Here is an 18002-nt window from a genome sequence, read left to right on the forward strand (position 1 = left end):
CGATAGAGTTACGGCGGTCATGGCGGAGGGGAAACGCCCGGTTACATTCCGAACCCGGAAGCTAAGCCCTCCAGCGCCGATGGTACTGCACTCGGGAGGGTGTGGGAGAGTAGGACACCGCCGGACACCTTTCGAAAAGGGCCATCCCCTAGGGGATGGCCCTTTTCGTGTCTACCGCCGATCGGGCGGGGCCGGGTCAGCCGGCACGACGGAGACGACCGAGCATCCCGTTGAGGTCCTGGACGAAGAGCTCGTGGCGGAAGTAGTGCCCGCCGGGCACCTCGCGCCACTCGTGCGGGATCCCCGCCTGACCGAGAGCCGCCCGGAACTCGCGCTGGCCGGCCAGCACCTGGGTCTCGTTCACCGTGTCGAACCAGTTCACCGGGTCGGGTGAGGTGCCGGCGGCGAGGAAGATCCGCTTGTTGTGGTAGCTCCCGATGCGCTGCACCGGGTTGTCGGCGTTGACCCGCGCCTCGTTCCACAGCGGGGCACCGTAGACGGTGCCGCCACCCAGCTCGACCGCGGCCGAGCTCACGTTGGCCCAGTGCACGACGAGGCCGAAGTCCCGGCGCAGGCTGGCCGGCCCGGAGTGGGAGCTGACCGAGCAGAAGTGGCCGTAGTACTTCGCGGCGTACTTCAGGGCGCCGAACCCGCCCATCGAGAAGCCGGCGACGGCGCGGCCGTTGTACTCGGGGAAGGTGCGGAAGTTCTGCTCGATCCACGGCAGCAACTGCGCGATGTGGAAGGTCTCCCAGTTGCGGGGCCCGGTGTTGCTGCTGACCGGGTTGGAGTACCACCCGGTCGCGGCGTCCGGCATGACGACGATGATCTCCCGGCCGGCGGTGAGGTTGACGATGTTCTCGTACATGTGGAAGGCCCGGAAGTCGGAGTTTCCGCCGTGCAGCAGGTACAGCACCGGGTAGCGCTTGTTGCTGGTGTGGTAGCCGTCGGGCAACAGGACGTTGACCCCGGGATCCCACGCGATCGCGTCAGTGGCGAAGCGGTAGTACTGGAGGCGTCCGCCGTTCTCGTTGCGGTCGACGATGCGCAGGCCGTGCCCGTCGCCGGCGGCCTGAGCGGCCAGCGGCGCGCTGAGGGCACCGGCCAGCGCGCCGGCGGCAGCGACTCCCGCCGCTCCGGCCAGGAGCCGCCGGCGGCTGAGGGGCCGAACGCCGTCAGGGGTGAAGTCCATCGAATCTCCTCGGGGAAGCTGCCTATGTGTGGAGTGTCCATGACGGCCCTCCGGGAAGCGGGGAAGGTGGGGCGGGGCCGCTGTCCCGGAGGCGAGGACGAGCGGCGAGCAGTGCGAAGACGTCTGTCGATAGATGGATGAAACTTACGGCCACTCGACGATGCAGTCAAGGAAGAAACTTTCGTGCGGGTGGAGGTCTGGAGATCGTCTCCCACCTGCGGGAATGGCGGGCGACGGAGTGCCCTACCCCGTCCGGCCGCGACGTAAGGTATTGACAGCGATCGAAGTAATTGGCTTCACTTCCGCCAGTGGCGCCGTCCAGGAGCCCGCCCGCCGAGGTGACACATGGCCCGATCCCGCGGCTTGCACGGCTGGCGGTGGAGCGACCAGATCGCCCCGGCTCCGACCTTCCCCGCCCGAGCCTCCCCTGACAGGAGCCGCCATGCCCCGGCACCCGAGAACCCTCCGTCGCTGCCTCGTCGCGCTGGTCACCCTGGCCTCGGCCGTCCTGACCGGCGTCGCGTCGGCGCCCCCGGCCGCGCTGGCCGCGCCCAACTTCAAGGCGCCGTTCCCGTGCGGGCAGCGGTGGACCTACGACCACCACAGCGCCGAGGTGCGCCAGGCGCTCGACTTCGTGCGGGCCGACGGCGGCACCACCGGGGGCACGCCGCAGGTCGCCTCCGCCGCAGGGGTGGCCCGCCGCTACGCGCAGCCCAGCGGCGCCGGCAACTACGTGGTCATCGACCACGGCGGCGGCTGGACCACCTACTACTTCCACCTCAGCGCCTACTCGGTGCCCGACGGGGCGTACGTCGAGCAGGGCCAGCAGATCGGCGTTACCGGCAGCACCGGCAACTCCTCCGGCCCGCACGTGCACTACGAGCAGCTCTACAACGGGGTGGGGCAGTCGATCGTCATCAACGGTGTCTCGCTCGCGCCCTACCCGGGCCAGTACCACCAGAAGTACCTCGTCAGCGACAACTGCGGCGGTGGTGGGGGTGGTCGGTATCTGGCGGGTTCGCCGACGGATTTCAATGATGACGGCAAGGACGACATCGTCGCGTTCAACCAGGGAACCCTCAACGACGTGTACGTCGCCACCTCAACCGGGTCGTCGTTCGCGGGCACCTCCGTGAAGTGGAACGACTTCTTCGGCCTCAACGGCGAAACCCTGTCCACCGGAGACTTCAACGGCGACGGCAAAGACGACATCATCGCCTTCACCCACGGAACCCTCGCCGACGTCTACGTCGCCACCTCCACCGGCACCACCTTCAACCCCGCCACCAAATGGCACGACTGGTTCGCCCCCGGAGCCGAAGTCGCCGCCATCGGCGACGTCAACGGCGACAACAAAGACGACATCATCGCCTTCACCCACGACAACGCCGCCGACGTCTACGTCGCCCTCTCCACCGGAACCGGATTCACCGGCACCGCCAACAAATGGCACGAGTACTTCTCCATCCCCGGCGAATACCCCGCCATCGGCGACGTCAACGGCGACGGCAAAGACGACATCATCACCTTCACCCAAGGCCCCAACACCAACTCCGACGTCATCATCGCCCTCTCCAACGGCACCAACTTCGGCCCACCACAAAAATGGCACGACCTCTTCGCCGTCGGCAACGAACAACCCCGAATCGGCGACATCAACGGCGACGGCAAAGACGACATCATCACCTTCACCTGCAACACCGACGCCGACGTCTACGCCGCCACCTCCACCGGCACCGAATTCACCGGCACCACCATCAAATGGCACGACCACTTCTGCACACCCGGCGAATTCCCCTACCTCGGAGACTTCAACGGCGACGGCAAAGACGACATCATCGTCTTCACCAAAAACACCACCAACGACGTCCACGTCGCACTGTCCACCGGCACCACCTTCACCCCCACCACCAAATGGCACGACTTCTTCGGCCTCCCCGGAGAAACCACCCTCTGAACTCGCCCCCACCTGAGCTGCCTCGCCGTCTTTCCCCGGGGAGGCATCGAGCGCGCCCGGCCGGACCGGCCGGGCGGGAAGGACCTGACATGGCATTGGACCGTCGTGCATTCCTCGGCAGGGTCGCCGCGGTCGCCACGGCCTCGGCCGTCGCGCCGGCCCTGGCCTTCCCCGGCCCGGCCCAGGCCGCCACCTGGAAGAAGCGCCTCACCGGCGCCGACCTGGACACCAACGGCCGGTGGCAGGTCGCCGGCACGGACCTGGGCATCCCGTACGTGCTGGAGAACGGCTCGATCGGGTACCTCTTCGGCGACACCTTCAACACCCCGTGGCCCGAGGGGCCGCCGCTGCCCAACGACTGGCGGTCCCCGGTGATGCTGCGTTCCGGCGTCCACCCCGGTGCGCCCGGAGGAGTCGTCTTCGACAGCGCCGCGCGGGTGGCCGGCAACGGCCGGGCCCCCGAGATCATGCACAACGGGCACCACGGGATCGGGATCGACGGACTGTGGGAGGTGAGCGTCATCCCCAACGACGGGATCAGCTTCCCCGAGACCGGCCGCCAACTGATCTCCTACATGAGCATCGAGAACTGGGACTCCGCCGGTCCCGCCGGCCCGCACTGGCGTTCGCGCTACGCCGGCCTGGCCTATTCCGACAACGACAACGACTTCGTCCGTACTTCGCTGAAGTGGTGGAACAACGGCAACAACACCGACCCGTTCCAGATGTGGACGATGCAGCGCGACGGGGACTGGGTCTACGTCTTCTCCGTCCGCGCCGGTCGCCAGGACGGCCCGATGATGCTGCGCCGGGTCCGCTGGGACCGGCTGTTCTACCCCGAGTCGTACGAGGGCTGGGGCTGGAACGGCAGCAACTGGGGCTGGGGCAGGCCCTGCACCCCGATCCTCAACGGCCGGTTCGGTGAACCGTCGGTACGCAGGCTGCACGACGGAACCTGGGTCATGTCCTACGTCAACTGCGTGACCGGCTGCGTCGTCACCCGCACCGCCGGCGGGCCGGACCAGGTGTGGACCGCCGAGAAGATCCAGGTGTTCCCGTGGCAGGAGCCCGCGCTGTACGGCGGCTTCATCCACCCCTGGTCCGGCAGGAACGCCAACGAGCTCCACCTGATGGTCTCGAAGTGGACCAGGGGGCTCGACAACCGCAGCACCGCCTACCACGTCAGCCAGTTCGTCGGATCCCTCTGAACCATCCGAGGTCGCCGGGCGGCGACGGGGTGCCGTCGTCCGCCCGGCGTCGCTCGACGCGGGACCGGGCCGGGGTGGTCGGTCAGGAGGCCCCCTCCGGCTCGGCGAGGGACCGCAGCGCCGGCCGGAGGCGGATCTGCTCGACCGCGCGGTGGTAGCCGGCGAGCATCAGGAACGAGTCGTCGCCGGCCCCGACCTGGCACATCGACCGAATCCAACCCGTCGAGCCGGTCAGCAGGCCCAGCAGCGACTCGGTGCCCAACGAGCCCCGGCGCGTCCCGCTCGCCGCGTCCCACAGGGTGACGCCGATGCCGTCCCCGGCTGCGGCGAGGAGCACCTCGCCGTCCATTTCCACAGTGCAGAGCGCGTACCGGGGGGCCTCGTCGTCGAAGGAGCCGAGGTGCTCGCCGCTGTCGGGGTCCCACAGGACCACGGTGCCGTCGCCGGCCGCCGAGGCGAGCCGGGTCACGCCGTCGACGGTGACCGCGCAGACGGCATTGACGCCGCCCTGCTGCGCGCCCAGGTGGCGGACCAGTCGCCCGTCGACCGGGTCCCACAGCCGGACGGTGCCGTCGGCGTACCCGGCGGCGAGCAGGATCCGACCGTCCACCGGCACGGCGCACAGCGCCCGGACGACCCACCGCGCCTGCGGGCCGACGACCCGCACCTGGCGGCCCGTCGCCGGCTTCCAGATCCGGATTCGGCCGTCGTCCCCGCCGGAGGCGAGCAGGACGGTGTCGCCGACCGGCACGGCGCACAGGGCGTTCACCGGGCCCAGGTGGCCGGCGAGGGCGTGCACCGCCTGGCCGGTCTCGGGGTCCCACAGGTGCACGGCGTCGCCGTAGCCGGCGGAGGCGAGCAGCACCCCCTGCGGCGTCTCGATCGCGCAGGCGGCCCGCACCACGCCGGGGGTGAGGCGGTCGAGGAACTGGCGGAGCCTGTCGGGGGTCGGGTCCGGCAGCAGGCCCGACAGGTCGGCGAGCACGCCGCCGGAGCCCATCGTCCGCAGGTGCTCACCGGCGCCCGGGTCGCCGATCCCGACAACGTGCCCGATGCCGCCGTACGCGGCCCGCACGCGACCGCCCACCGTCACCGGCGTCACGCAGGCGTGCCACGGCCTGGTCCACGCCAGGGCCGTGCCCGCGACGAGGGTGCTTCCCGCGACGAGGCCGCCCAGCAGCACGCCGGGCCACCGGTGCGCCGACTGCACGCCCGGCACCACCTCGGCGGCGGCGAGGTACCAGGCCGCCGGCACCACGAACCGCGCCGCGAGCCGGGCCACGCCGAGGACGTCCGGCGGGAACGGCTCCGCCCGCAGCGCGTGCCCACCGCCGCGCAGCAGCGAGAACAGCAGGGCCAGCGCCACCAGGATCCCACCGACGACCGTCGCCGGACCGGGCTCGTCGGTGAACGCGGCCAGCAGGACGAACGCGACGGCGGTCGAGAGGAACCCGCGGATCCACGGCGCGGCCCGGGAGAAGGCGACCCGGGACAGGCCCAGGGTCAGCGCCGAGCCGAGCGCCGTCACCACCGCGACCAGCGCCAGCGGCCAGAATCCGTCGACCCGCAGGGCGTCCGGTTGTGACCATCGCACCGCGATCAGCACCAGCAGCGTCGCGGCGACCGGCAGGATGAGTCGCACCATCGGATGACCTCACAGTCCGCGTTCCCGGCCCGGCCGGGGATCGATGAGCTTTGAGCGAATGCCGGTCCGATTGTGCCGAACGGACGCCACCGTGCGGCGGCGGGCCGGTCACACTACGCGAAGCGGGACGGGTCTCCCGCGCCGACGCGGACGACCTCGGGTTCGCCGTCGGAGAAGTCGACCACCGTGGTCGGTTCGGTGCCGCAGTCACCGGAGTCGACGACCGCGTCGACGACGTGGTCGAGGCGTTCCTTGATCTCCCAGCCCTGGGTCATCGGTTCGGCGTCGCCGGGCAGCAGCAGCGTGCTGGACAGCAGGGGCTCGCCCAGCTCGGTGAGCAGCGCCTGGGTGACGGTGTGCGCGGGGATGCGGACGCCGACGGTCTTCTTCTTCGGGTGCAGCAGCCGGCGGGGCACCTCCTTCGTGGCGGGCAGGATGAAGGTGTAGCTGCCGGGGGTGGCCGCCTTCACGGCGCGGAACACGGCGTTGCCGAGGTGGACGAACTGGCCGAGCTGCGCGAAGTCCCGGCACACCAGGGTGAAGTGGTGGCCGCTGTCGAGGTGGCGGATCTCCCGGATCCGGTCCATGCCCTCCTTGTTGCCCAGCCGGCAGCCCAGGGCGAAGCACGAGTCGGTCGGGTAGGCGATCAACCCGTCCCCCCGGACGACGTCGACCACCTGGCGGATCGTCCGGGGTTGCGGGTTGTCGGGGTGCACGTCGTAGTACTTCGCCATGGCGGAAGCTTAGGCCGACGCTCGGCTGTGTCGTATTCCTGACAGTGTCCGATCCCCTTGCGGGTAGGCCTCCATCGTTGTTCCATGGTGCTTCGACCGCCCCGCGCCGGTGGGTACGACGGCGTGCTGCGCCGCCCCCCGATGCCCGGTCCCGTGCTGACCACCGTGCTCGTGTTCGCGCTCCTGGCGCTGCTGTTCGCGCTGGCGACGGTGCATCGGCTGCTGGCCGAGGACGGCTCCCTGGGCGCCGCCGTGTTCTTCGCCAGCATGGCCGTCACCTGCGCCTTCGTGGCGTTCAGCCTGTCCGGCCGCCGCCCCTGGGCGGCCTACCCCGCGTACGTGTCGTCCGGGCTGTTCGCCGTGGCCTCGCTCGGGATGTTCGGCGCGATCACCATCGTCGGGGTCGGCCTGCTGGCCTGGGTGCTGTGGGCCCTGAACTCCCGGTCCGCCCGGGAGTGGCTCAGCGGCCGTCACCGGCTGCGCTGACCACCGCGCCCGCCTCGTCCGGGCGGGCCGCCTCGACGACCGCCACCAGGTCGTCGAGGGTGTCCAGCCGGTGGCCGGGCTCGGTCAGCTCGACCTCCACGCCGTACTCCAGCTCGATCGCGTCGACCAGGCGCAGCAGGCCGAGGGAGTCGACGCCGAGGGCGACCAGCGACCCGCCGCCGAGCACGTCGGCGGCCGGCACGTCACCCCCGGTGGCCTCGCTGACCAGTGCGGCGACCTGCGCGCGCAGCTCGGTGGTGCCCATCAGAGTTCCTTTCCGGACTGTCGGACGATCTCGGCGATCTCCGCGATCGTGGGGGTGTCGAAGAAGGCGTCGAGCGGCACCTCGACGCCGAGCCGTTGCTGGATCCGGCCGCTGATCCGGGTGATGGTCAGCGAGTGCCCGCCCAGGTCGAACAGGTCCTCGTGCACGCCGATGTCGGGGATCTTCAGCACGTCCTGCCAGATCTCGCGCAGCGTCTCCACCACCGGGTCGCCGGCCTCCCCGGGCGGGGCGGGGTTCGCCGCGACCGGGTCGGCGCGGGGCGCCGGGGCGGGCAGCGCCGCCCGGTCGACCTTGCCGTTGGGGCTCAGCGGGAGCCGGTCCAGCAGCATCCAGTCGGTGGGCAGCACGGCCGTCGGCAGGCTCAGCGCCAGGTGCCGGCGCAGGTCCGCCGGGTCCGCGACCGCGCCGGCCCGGGCCACCACGTACGCCACCAGGCGGGCCTCGCCGTCGGCGTCCTGGTGCAGCGTCGCGGTCGCCTCGGCCAGCGCCGGGTGCTCCAGCAGTCGGGCGTCGACCTCGCCCAGCTCGACCCGGTGCCCCCGGATCTTGACCTGGTCGTCGGCCCGGCCGAGGAAGTCGAGCCGGCCGTCCGGCAGCCACCGGCAGCGGTCGCCGGTGCGGTAGAGCCGCCCGTCGCCGAACGGGTCCGGCGCGAATCGCTCGGCGGTCAGGTCGTCGCGCCCGAGGTAGCCGTCGGCCAGCCCCGCACCCGCGAGGTACAGCTCGCCGGGCACCCCGACCGGCACCGGCCGCAGCGCCTCGTCCAGCAGGTACGCCCGCACGTTCGGCAGCGGGCGGCCGATGGTCACCTCGGCCGGGTCGGCGGGGACGTCGGCGGTGCTGGCGTAGATCGTCGCCTCGGTCGGGCCGTACCCGTTGACCAGCCGGGTGGTGCGGGCCCGCAGCGCCCGGGCCAGGGCGACCGGCAGGGCCTCCCCGCCGGCGAGGGCGACCAGCGGGCCCGCCGCGTCCAGGCCCGCCTCCAGCAGCACCCGCCACCCGGACGGGGTGGCCTGGGCGTGGGTCACCCCGGCGTCACGGACCAGCCGCAGCACCCCGGCGCCGTCCAGCGCGCTCACCGCCGAGGCGACGACCACCCGGCCGCCGGTGACCAGCGGCAGGAACACCTCCACCGCGGAGATGTCGAACGACGGAGAGGTCAGGTGCAGCCATCGGTGCCCGGGCCGGCTGTCCAGCAGGTCCCGCATCCCCAGCAGCAGGTTGGTCAGCGCGCCGTGACGCACCGCGACGCCCTTCGGCCGGCCCGTGGAGCCGGAGGTGTACAGCACGTACGCCAGGTCTGCGGCGGCCGGCGCGTCGGTGTCCCGGGTCGGGACCGGGCCTGCGAGGCCACGCTCCGGGTCCGGGCCGGCGAGCAGATCCACCCCGTCCAGGGTGAGTTCGGGCCGGGCGTCCTGCGTTCCGCCGGACGCGGTCACCACCAGCGCCGGGTCGGCGTCGGCGAGCACCAGGTCCCGCCGGGCCGGCGGGTGGCCGGGGTCGACCGGCAGGTACGCGGCCCGGCGGCGCAACACCGCCAGCATCGTCACCACCGTCCGCCAGGACCGGTCCAGCTCGACCGCGACCAGCGACCCGGGGCCGACGCCGCGCTCGCGCAGCAGCGCCGCGAGCCGGGCGCTGGCGGCGTCGAGCCGGGCGTAGCTGAGCGTGACGTCGCCGTCGACGACGGCCACCGCGTCCGGGTCCGCGGCGACCCGGGCCGCGAACAGCTCGGGCACGGTGTCGCCGGGGTACGCCCGCGCGGTGTTGTTCCAGCCCTCGGTGACCCGGTGCAGCTCGTCGGCGGGCAGCACCGGCAGGTCGCCGACCTGCCGCCCGGGGTCGGCGACCACGGCGGCGAGCAGGGTGCGCAGGTGAGCGCCGATCCGGGTGACCGCGTCGGTGTCGATGGCGGCGGGGCTGTGCTGGAGGCTCACCGTGATCCCGGTCGGGCCGTCCACGATCTGCACGTGCAGCGCGTTGCGGGCTGCGCCGCCGAACAACGTCCAGTCCACGCCGGTGGCCACCCCGGGGAAGGCCGGCTCGGCGCCGCGCCGCCGGTAGCCGACCGAGACTCCGGTCAGCGCGGGCGCGGGGCGCAGCCCCGACACGGCGTGGGCGAGGGGCACCGCGCGGAACCGGTACAGCTCGCGCAGCCGGGCCCGCACGGCGTGGGCGTGGTCGGCGAAGGTGCCGGCGGCCGGGTCGGCGGCGAAGGGCAGTTCGTTGACGAACAACCCGACCCGGTCGGCCTGCGCGGCCGTGCGGGTGGACAGCGTGACGCCGACCGGGACGCCCCGGTTGCCGTACCGGGCCAGCAGGGCGTGCACCGCGGCGAGCAGCAGCTCGAACCGGGTCACCCCGAGCGCCCCGGCGGCCCGGCCCACGCCGTCGGCCAGGTCGGCGGGCAGGTCGACGTCCACCGCGGCACCCGGTTCCGCGCCCGTGGGCAGCCGGCGCAGGCCGGGCAGCACCACGTCGCCCGGGCCGGACCAGTGCCGAGCCCAGTACGCGCGGGCCGCCGGCAGGTCGACCGCGACGCGTTCCCGCTCGGCGGCCGCGTCTCCGGCGTACCCGTCGCAGCGGGGCGCGGCCCGCGCCGGGAGGTCGGCGAGCGCGGCGGCGTACGCGTCGGCCAGGTCCCGGGCCAGCACGTCCTTGGACATCCCGTCGAACACCAGGTGGTGGACGGTGACCAGCAGCAGGTGCCGGCCGTCGGCGGCGGTGAGCAGCGTGAACCGGCACAGCGGGCCGACCCGCAGGTCGTGGGGGCGGGCCAGCTCGTGCGCGACCCGGGCGTCGGTCCACTCGCCGAAGGTGACCGCCGGCCGCACGTCGGCCGGCGCGAGCCCGGGGGTGCCGTCGGCCTCGGTGACCACCCGGGTGCCGAGGACGGGGTGCCGGTCGGTCACCGCCGCGCACGCCTCGACGAGGGCCCGGCGGTCCAGGTCGGCGGCGAACCGGACGCCGAGCGCCATGTGGTACGCCGTGCCGGCGACCCCGGCCTGCTCGGTGAACCAGACGGCGTGCTGCGCGGATGTCGCCTCGGCGGTGCCCACATGCTCTCCCATGAATCGCGTTCCCAGTGCTGGTGGTCAGTTGTCGAACAGGCCGGTGAGCTGCCGCTTGAGCACCTTGCCGCCCTCGTTGCGGGGCAGCCCGTCGAGCAACAGCAACCGGGCGGGAAGCTGGTGGCCGGCGAGCCGGTCGGCGAGGAAGCCGCGCAGCGCCGGCAGGGTCAGCCCGTCGGCGACGGCCTGCGGCCGGGGCACCACGGCGGCGGCGACCGCCGACCCGAGCACCGGGTGCGGCACGCCGACCACGGCGGCCTCGGCGACCAGGGGGTGCTCGTGCAGCGCCGCCTCCACCTCGAGGGAGGAGATCTTGAACGCGCCGGACTTGATGACGTCCTGGTGCCGGTCGGTGAGGTAGAGGAAGCCGTCGGCGTCGATCCGCCCGACGTCGCCCATCCGCACCCACCCGTCGCGGAAGGTCGCCCGGTTGGCGTCCTCGTCGCGGTAGTAGGCGCGGGGGTACGGGGCCCGCAGCCACACGTCGCCGGTCGTCCCGGGTGGCAGCGGGACGCCGTCGGCGTCGGCGACGCGTAGCTGCCCGCCGACCGGCCGGCCCACCGCGTCCCGACGCGCCGGGTCGTAGATCATCGTGGTCTGGGCCGGTGCCGCCTCGGTCGAGGTGTAGTAGTTGACGATCGTGGCCTGCGGGAACGCCTCGGCGAGCCGGGCCGCCACCGCCGGCGGCAGCGCCGCCGCGGTCGACCCGATCAGGTGTACGCCGGCCAGGTCCCGGCCCCGCAGCGCCCCCGAGTCGAGCAGCTCGATCGCCATCGACGGGACGACGAACAGCGTCCCCGTGCCCGGGGTCTCGACCAGCCGGGCGAACCGGGCCGGGGTGAACGTGGGCAGGGTCAGCGCGCCGGCCTTCGCGGTCAGCGCGTTGAACAGCATGGTCTGCCCGGCGTTGGTGCCGATGGCGAACGCGTGCAGGAAACGCTGCGAGTGGGCCAGCGCCAGCCGGCGCGGGTTTGTCGACGTGCCGACGGTCAGGTTGGCGTGGCTGGCCCCGACGCCCTTCGGGCGGCCCGTGGTGCCGGAGGTGTAGAGGATCTGCGCGAGGTCACCGGGGCGTACCGTCGGCAGGTCGGCGTCGGTCGCGGGCCCGGCGGCCAGGTCACCGGCCCGCCACACCGGCAGCCCGGCGGGGGCGTGCGGCGCGGCGGTGTCGTCGCCGTGCACGACGGCGGCGGCCGCGCAGTGGGTCAGCGCGTGGCCGAGCTGCCCGGCGGCCAGCCGGTCGGACAGCGGCACGGCGACCCCGCCGGCCCGCAGCACCCCGCAGTACGCCACGGCGAACCGGGTCCAGTCGCGGGCGCCGAACACCAGCCCGACCCGGTCGCCGGGGCGCAGCCCCCGCCGGCCCAGCTCGGCGGCGACGGCGGTCGCGCCGGCGGACCACTGGGCGAAGGTCAGCGCGGCCACCCCGGCCACCTCGACCGCGACCCGGTCCGGGTGCAGGGCGGTGCGCCAGGCCAGCAGTTCCGGCACCGTCCGGGCGGCCGGTGTGCCGCTCGTCGTCGCGGTCACCGCCGCCCACCCCCGGTCCCGGCGACCTGCACTCGGACCTTTTCGACGCCGTCGGTGGCGGCGTAGGCCCCCGGCGCGGTGACGCCGACGGAGGCCCGGGCCTGGCGTTCCTCGATGCCGACGACGTCGTCCGGCGGCGCGTCGGGCACCTCGTCGTCGAACCGGGACAGCACCGGCGTGGCCAGCGCGGTCAGCGCGGTCAGCGCGATGCACACCCCGAACACGACGTACAGCAGGCCGTGGCCCCGGCCGGGGCCGACGCCGATCACCACCCCGACCGTGCCGGCCAGCGCGCCGCCGGGCAACAGCAGCGGCTCGGTCACCTTCGCGGCGAGCGGGGCGATGATCCCCCAGCCCAGCGGCATGGTCGACCAGGCGATCATCTGGTTGAGCGCGAACACCCGGCCGTGGAAGCGCGGCGGCACCTTGGTCTGGATGATCGTGTTGTAGACGCCGTTGACGACGCCCAGCGACAGGTACATGCCGAACGCGCCCGCGCCGACCAGCAGCGGGTCCGGCCGCAGCCCGGTCAGCACGGCGGCCACCGCGATGCCCAGGGTGCCCAGCAGCACCGCCCGCATCCGGCGGCGGCTCGGGCCGCCCCAGACCAGCATCACCAGGCCGCCCACGGCCGCGCCGACGCCGCCGGTCAGCGCGATCCGCGCCACCTGGTCCAGGTCGGCGAAGCCGAGCACCAGCGGGGAGAGCAGGTACAGCGCCGGGAACAGGAACAGGTTCAGGGCGGCGAAGAAGGTCAGCATGGCGCGGAACTCCCGGCGGCGCAGCGCGTAGCGCAGCCCGGCGGCCATCTCCTCGCCGAGCCCCTCCCGGCGTTGCAGGGCCAGGGTCCGGGGGAACCGGACGAGCCCCAGCACCCCCATCGCGAACACGTACGACGCCACGTCGATGAGCAGGATGCCGCGCAGCCCGACCGCGTCCAGCAGGGCGACCGCGACCAGCGGGACGGTGAACTGGGTCAGGCCCATCGCGGTCTGGGTCACCCCGTTGGCGTGGCCGAGGAAGCGCTTGGGCACCAGCTGCGGCACCGCCGAGACGAACGCGAGGCGTTGGAAGGCCAGCGCCACCGACAGCCAGGCCACCAGCGGGTAGAAGTGCCACACCTGCGCCCGGTCGGCCAGCACCAGGGCGGCCAGCACCGCGTTCGCGCCTCCGGCGGCGAGGCCCGCCGTCAGCAGCACCCGCCGCCGGCTGGTCCGGTCGATCAGCGCGCCGGCCAGTGGGGCGACGAGCAGGCCGGGCAGCAGGCCGAGCACCGCGAACAGGGCGAACCTGGCCAGCGACCCGGTCTCCAGGTAGATCCACAGGGGGATCGCGAAGTTGGTCAGCGCGGTGCCCATGCCGGAGACGACCTGGCCGGCCGCGACCAGCCCGAAGCGGCGCATGCTGGGCTCCGGCGCATTCGCCGGGCCGGCGGTCGGGGCGTCCGGCGTGCCGGGGGGCCCGGCCGGCTGGCGGGAGACGGCGACCAGTTGCCACCCGCGCTCCGGCCCGCCGGCCGGTTCGACCGCCCCGGGCGGCACGAGCCCTCGGGCGTCCGGGGCGGGTGAGTCTCGGACGGGTGCGCTCGGGTCGACGGTTTCGGGCCGACCGGCGGCCGCGGTCGCGTCGGAGGGCGGCGCGGGCGGGACGGGCGAATCGACCTGCCGGTGCGCGGTCGTGACGATCTCGGCCAGCTCGCCGGCCCGGTACTTCAGGAAGTAGTGCCCGCCCTCGTCGATCACCGCGAGCGCGGTGCGGTCGGCGAGGAAGTGCCACTCCCGGAACCGCTCGCTGTGGTAGTCGGTGCCGCGGTCCCGCTCGCCGACCACCGAGACCACCGGCGCCCGCAGCGGGGTGACCCGCTGACGCATCAGCTCGGTGAAGTACTCCTCGGAGACCCGGGCGTCGTGGCGCATCGCCCGGATCAGGAACGCCACCTCGTCGGGGTCGAGGGAACCGACGGAGGTGCCCTGCGCCTGCAACCAGGTCCGGTAGATCCGGTCGCTGCGCATCCGCTCGGCCAGGCGCAGCCGCAGCAGCGGCCCGAGCAGCCCGCCGGCCGGCCGGCCGAACGGGAACACCGCGCCGAGGTAGACCGCCTCCAGTTCCCGGCCGGCGGCCTCCAGCAGCCGGGCCACCTCCACGGCGAGGGCCCCGCCGGGGCCGCAGTGCCCGTACAGGACCAGCGGGCCCTCCACCCGGGACAGGATCTCGGCGGCGACGTCGGCGGCGACCTCCTCGATCGGCGCCGGATCGTCGGCCAGCCCGATGTCGTGGCCCGGCATCGCCACCGACAGCAGCCGGTACCCGGCCGGCAGCGCGTCGGCCAGCGGCTGGTAGACCACGGCACTGCCGCCGCCGTACGGGATGCAGACCAGCGTGGCGACCCGCTCGGCGGCGCCCACCGGCGGGGTCAGCTCGTGCAGCAGCCCGCCCGGCCCGGCCCCGCCGCCGGTGGCCAGGGCGGCCAGCTCGCGGACCGTCCGGTGCCGGAACAGGTCCATCACGCTGACCGTGCCCGTCGCGCCGCCGTCCACGGTCGGCAGCTCCCGGCGCAGCCGGGCCACCACCTGGGTGGCCAACAGCGAGTGCCCGCCGAGGTCGAAGAAGTCGTCGGTGGCTCCCACCTCGGCCACCCCGAGTACGGCCTGCCAGATCCCGGCGATCAGCGTCTCCACGGGCCCGACCGGCGGCACCCGCTCCCCGGCCGGGACCTCGTGGGTCGGCTCAGGCAGGGCCCGCCGGTCGATCTTGCCGTGCTCCTGCAACGGCAGCCGGTCCAGCATCACCCAGCGGCCGGGCACCATGTGCTCGGGCAGCCGGTCGGCCAGGACCCGGCGCAGCCCGGCCACGTCCGGCGGCTGCGCCCCGGGCGTCGGCTCCAGGTACGCCACCAGCCGGTCGTCGCGCAGCAGCACCGCCGCCTGGTGCACCCCCGGGCAGTCCCGCAGCGCGGCCTCGACCTCGCCCAGCTCCACCCGGTAGCCACGGATCTTCACCTGGTGGTCGCGGCGACCGAGGAACACCAACTGCCCGTCGGCACGCCACCGGCCCAGGTCCCCGGTGCGGTAGAGGCGCGCGCCCGGCGGGCCGTACGGGTCGGGCACGAACCGCTCGGCGGTCAGGCCGGGCCGGTTGAGGTAGCCGCGGGCGAGGCGGTCCCCGCCCAGGTACAGCTCGCCGGGCACCCCGACGGGCACCGGCCGCATCCGCTCGTCGAGCAGGTACACCCGGGCGTGCGGCAGCGGCCGGCCCGTCGGCACCGGGCCGGTGGCGGGCCCGTCGGCGCTCACCTCGTACGTGGCGACGCCGACGGTGGCCTCGGTGGGGCCGTAGTGGTTGAACACCCGGGCCCCGCCGGCGGCGGCGAGCGGCACGATCCGCTCCAGGTCGGACGCCTCGCCACCGAGGATCAGCGCGCGGGCCGGCAGCAGGTCGCCCGGCCCGGTGTCGGCGGCCAGCGCCGCGAGGTGCGACGGGGTGATCTTCAGGTAGTCGATCCGGTGGGCGCGCAGTTGCTCGGCAAGCTCCGCCCCGGTGCACCGGCGCTGCACCAGGTGCACGGCCCCGCCGGTGGCCAGCGCCAGGTAGAAGACGGTGACGGCGAAGTCGAACGACATGGACTGCATCAGCGCGTACCGGGCGGCCGGGACGACGGCGATCCGGTCGGCCACCCCGTCGAGGTAGCGCAGCACCTGCCGGTGCGCCACCGCCACCCCCTTCGGGGTGCCGGTGGAGCCGGAGGTGTAGATGACGTACGCCAGGTTCCCGCCGGTCGCGCCGGTGGGCGGCGGCGTGTCGGGCCCGGCGGCGACCTCGGCGGCCACGGCGCCCAGGCAGGTCGCCTCGACCCCTTCGGGCAGCCGGTCGCGCAGCTCGGTGCTGGTGAGCACCACCGCCGGCCGGGCGTCGGCGAGCATCAGGCCCAGCCGGGCCGGCGGCTGCTCCGGGTCCAGTGGCAGGTACGCCCCGCCGGCCCGCAGCACGCCGAGCAGCGCCACGGCCAGCTCGACCGACTGCTCCAGCAGCACCCCGACCAGCGTGTCGGGGCCGACGCCGCGCCCGCGCAGCCAGTGCGCCAGCCGGTTGGCCCGCCGGTCCAGCTCCCGGTAGGTGATCGCGTCCGTGCCGCACACCACGGCGGGGGCGTCGGGGGTCGCGGCGACGTGCGGGGCGATCAGATCGGCGAGGGTGACCGCCGCCCCGGTGACCCCCGGGCCGCCGGCCCCGGCCCCATCGGCCCCGGCCCCATCGGCCCCGGCCCCATCGGCCCCGGCCCCATCGGCCCCGGCCCCATCGGCCCCGGGCTCGGTGCGGCCGGCCTCGTCCTGGTCGGGTCGGGCCAGCGCCAGCACCCGGTCCCGCTCGGCGGGACCGAGCAGGTCCAGGTCGACCACCGGCAGGTCCGGCTGCGCGACCGCCGCGCGCAGCAGCGTGTCGAGGCTCGCGGCCAGCCTGGCGACCGTGTCCGCGTCGAACAGGTCGGTGTTGTAGACGAACATCCCGCGCAGCCCGTCGGCGGTCTCACTCACGTACAGCGACAGGTCGAAGCGGGCGGCGGCGGCGTCCGCGCCCAGGCTCTCGGTGCTCAGCCCCGCCGGCCACCGGCCGCCGGTGCGGGCGTAGTTCTGCAGGGTGAACAGCACCTGGAACACCGGGGAGCGGCTGACGTCCCGGGGCACGTTCAGCTCCCGGACCAGCCGCTCGAACGGGATCTCCTGGTGGGCCAGGCCCTTCACCACGGTGCCGCGGGTGCGCCGCAGCAGCGCCGCGAAGCTGGGCTCCGTGCCGGGTGAGTCGGCGCCCGCGCCCACCGGGGAGAGGTCGGCCCGCAGCGCGAGGGTGTTGACGAACAGGCCGATCAGGTTCTCCAGCTCCGGCACCACCCGGCCGGCGACGGGGGAGCCGATCGCGAAGTCCCGCTGGCCGCTGTGCCGGAACAGCACGGCCTGCAGGCCGGTGAGCAGGGTCATGTAGAGGGTGGCCCGGTGCGCCCGGCTCAGCCGGCTCAGCCCGTCGGTCAGGTCGGCGTCGACGGTGAACCGGTGGGTGCCGCCGGCGTACGACTGCACGGCCGGTCGGGGCCGGTCGGTGGGCAGCTCCAGCGGCGGCACGCCGGCCAGCGCTCCGGCCCAGTAGGCGAACCCGTCCCCGGTCGCCGGCCCGTCGAGGCGGATCCGCTGCCAGGCGGCGTAGTCGACGTACCCCGTCGTCGGGGCCGTCGGCGCCGGGCCGCCGTCGCGCAGCGCGGCGTAGCCGGCCGCGACCTCGCCCAGCAGCAGGTCCAGCGACCAGCCGTCGCTGACGATGTGGTGCATGTCCAGGTGCAGGACGTGGTCGTCCGCGCCCAGGCGGATCACCGTCGCCCGCAGCAGGGGAGCGGCGGTGAGGTCGAACGGGGTACGCACGGACGCGGCCACCAGCTCGCGGGCCTCCGCCAGCGATCCCGCGTCGGTGCTGGTGACCGGCACCCGCACCTCGGGCCGCACCTCCACCACGGGCTCGCCGTCGACGTTCTCGGTGAAGCGCATGCGCAGGCTGTCGTGCCGGGCGGCGGCGCCGTCCAGGGCGGCGCGCAGCAGCTCGACCTCCAGGGACCCGCGCAGCCGGGTCGTCGACCAGACGAGGTACGCGGTGGTGCCGGGCGTCAGCTGCTCGGTGAACCAGATCCGTTCCTGGCCGAACGACAGCGATGGTCCCGCAGCGACGTCGGGCGGCGTCGCGGGGGGCGGGAGGGTGACGGCCCGCGTCGGTAGGTCGAGATTCGTCACGCGGAAGCCTTAACACCGGTGTCGGACAGGAGCCCGTAGTCTGCATGCTGCGAACGGAGCATCGCGTCGTCTGATCGGTCCACGGTGGAGAATCCGATCGACCGACCCCGGGCGGTACGGCC

The 18002-nt window shown here is 74.0% G+C and carries 10 protein-coding genes and 1 rRNA gene; 4 read left to right on the top strand and 7 right to left on the bottom strand.

Annotated features, from left to right (window positions below; genetic code table 11):
- Nucleotides 1–9: 9 nt before the first annotated feature.
- Nucleotides 10–126: ribosomal RNA gene (gene rrf, locus GVV04_RS29860) — 5S ribosomal RNA — on the top strand.
- Between the two features lie 70 nt (nucleotides 127–196).
- Here the strand turns inward: rrf and GVV04_RS29865 are convergent.
- A complete protein-coding gene (locus GVV04_RS29865; RefSeq protein ID WP_161692358.1) occupies nucleotides 197–1192 on the bottom strand; it encodes an alpha/beta hydrolase in 996 nt (331 codons plus the stop codon).
- Nucleotides 1193–1634: 442 nt separating this feature from the next.
- On the opposite strand from GVV04_RS29865, the gene GVV04_RS34640 reads away from it, so the two are divergent.
- Together GVV04_RS34640 and GVV04_RS29875 are read left to right on the top strand one after the other, a co-directional pair.
- Entirely contained in the window at nucleotides 1635–3149 is a 1515-nt protein-coding gene (locus GVV04_RS34640; protein WP_161692359.1) for an FG-GAP-like repeat-containing protein, read from the top strand.
- Between the two features lie 89 nt (nucleotides 3150–3238).
- Nucleotides 3239–4357 (top strand): DUF4185 domain-containing protein, encoded by a 1119-nt coding sequence (locus GVV04_RS29875; RefSeq protein ID WP_161692360.1) that lies wholly within the window; start codon nucleotides 3239–3241, stop codon nucleotides 4355–4357.
- A gap of 82 nt (nucleotides 4358–4439) precedes the next feature.
- On the opposite strand, the gene GVV04_RS29880 is transcribed toward GVV04_RS29875, so the two are convergent.
- Both GVV04_RS29880 and GVV04_RS29885 read right to left on the bottom strand, forming a co-directional pair.
- On the bottom strand, nucleotides 4440–6002 hold the full coding sequence (locus GVV04_RS29880; protein ID WP_161692361.1) for a WD40 repeat domain-containing protein: 1563 nt from the start codon (nucleotides 6000–6002) through the stop codon (nucleotides 4440–4442).
- Nucleotides 6003–6115: 113 nt separating this feature from the next.
- Entirely contained in the window at nucleotides 6116–6736 is a 621-nt protein-coding gene (locus tag GVV04_RS29885) for an L-threonylcarbamoyladenylate synthase (RefSeq protein WP_161692362.1), read from the bottom strand.
- Between the two features lie 84 nt (nucleotides 6737–6820).
- Between GVV04_RS29885 and GVV04_RS29890 the strand changes: the two genes are divergently transcribed.
- Nucleotides 6821–7222: a hypothetical protein gene (locus GVV04_RS29890; RefSeq protein ID WP_161692363.1), complete on the top strand. Its 402-nt coding sequence runs from the start codon at nucleotides 6821–6823 to the stop codon at nucleotides 7220–7222.
- Here GVV04_RS29890 and GVV04_RS29895 read toward each other — a convergent pair.
- Genes GVV04_RS29895 through GVV04_RS29910 form a run of 4 tightly spaced genes read right to left on the bottom strand, consistent with a single transcriptional unit; the run spans nucleotide 7197 to nucleotide 17880 of the window.
- Entirely contained in the window at nucleotides 7197–7487 is a 291-nt protein-coding gene (locus tag GVV04_RS29895) for an acyl carrier protein (RefSeq protein ID WP_161692364.1), read from the bottom strand. The two genes, GVV04_RS29890 and GVV04_RS29895, sit on opposite strands and share 26 nt — an antisense overlap.
- Nucleotides 7487–10579: a non-ribosomal peptide synthetase gene (locus GVV04_RS29900; RefSeq protein WP_161692365.1), complete on the bottom strand. Its 3093-nt coding sequence runs from the start codon at nucleotides 10577–10579 to the stop codon at nucleotides 7487–7489. Before GVV04_RS29900 ends, GVV04_RS29895 begins: the two co-directional genes overlap by 1 nt.
- Before the next feature lie 24 nt (nucleotides 10580–10603).
- Complete coding sequence (locus GVV04_RS29905; RefSeq protein WP_328822648.1) at nucleotides 10604–12109, bottom strand: class I adenylate-forming enzyme family protein; 1506 nt, start codon at nucleotides 12107–12109, stop codon at nucleotides 10604–10606.
- Nucleotides 12106–17880, bottom strand: coding sequence for a non-ribosomal peptide synthetase (locus GVV04_RS29910; RefSeq protein WP_328822649.1), 5775 nt, complete (start codon nucleotides 17878–17880; stop codon nucleotides 12106–12108). Before GVV04_RS29910 ends, GVV04_RS29905 begins: the two co-directional genes overlap by 4 nt.
- Nucleotides 17881–18002: the final 122 nt, after the last annotated feature.

It is taken from the genome of Micromonospora rubida (assembly GCF_009908295.1).
GTDB classification, from domain to species: domain Bacteria; phylum Actinomycetota; class Actinomycetes; order Mycobacteriales; family Micromonosporaceae; genus Micromonospora; species Micromonospora rubida.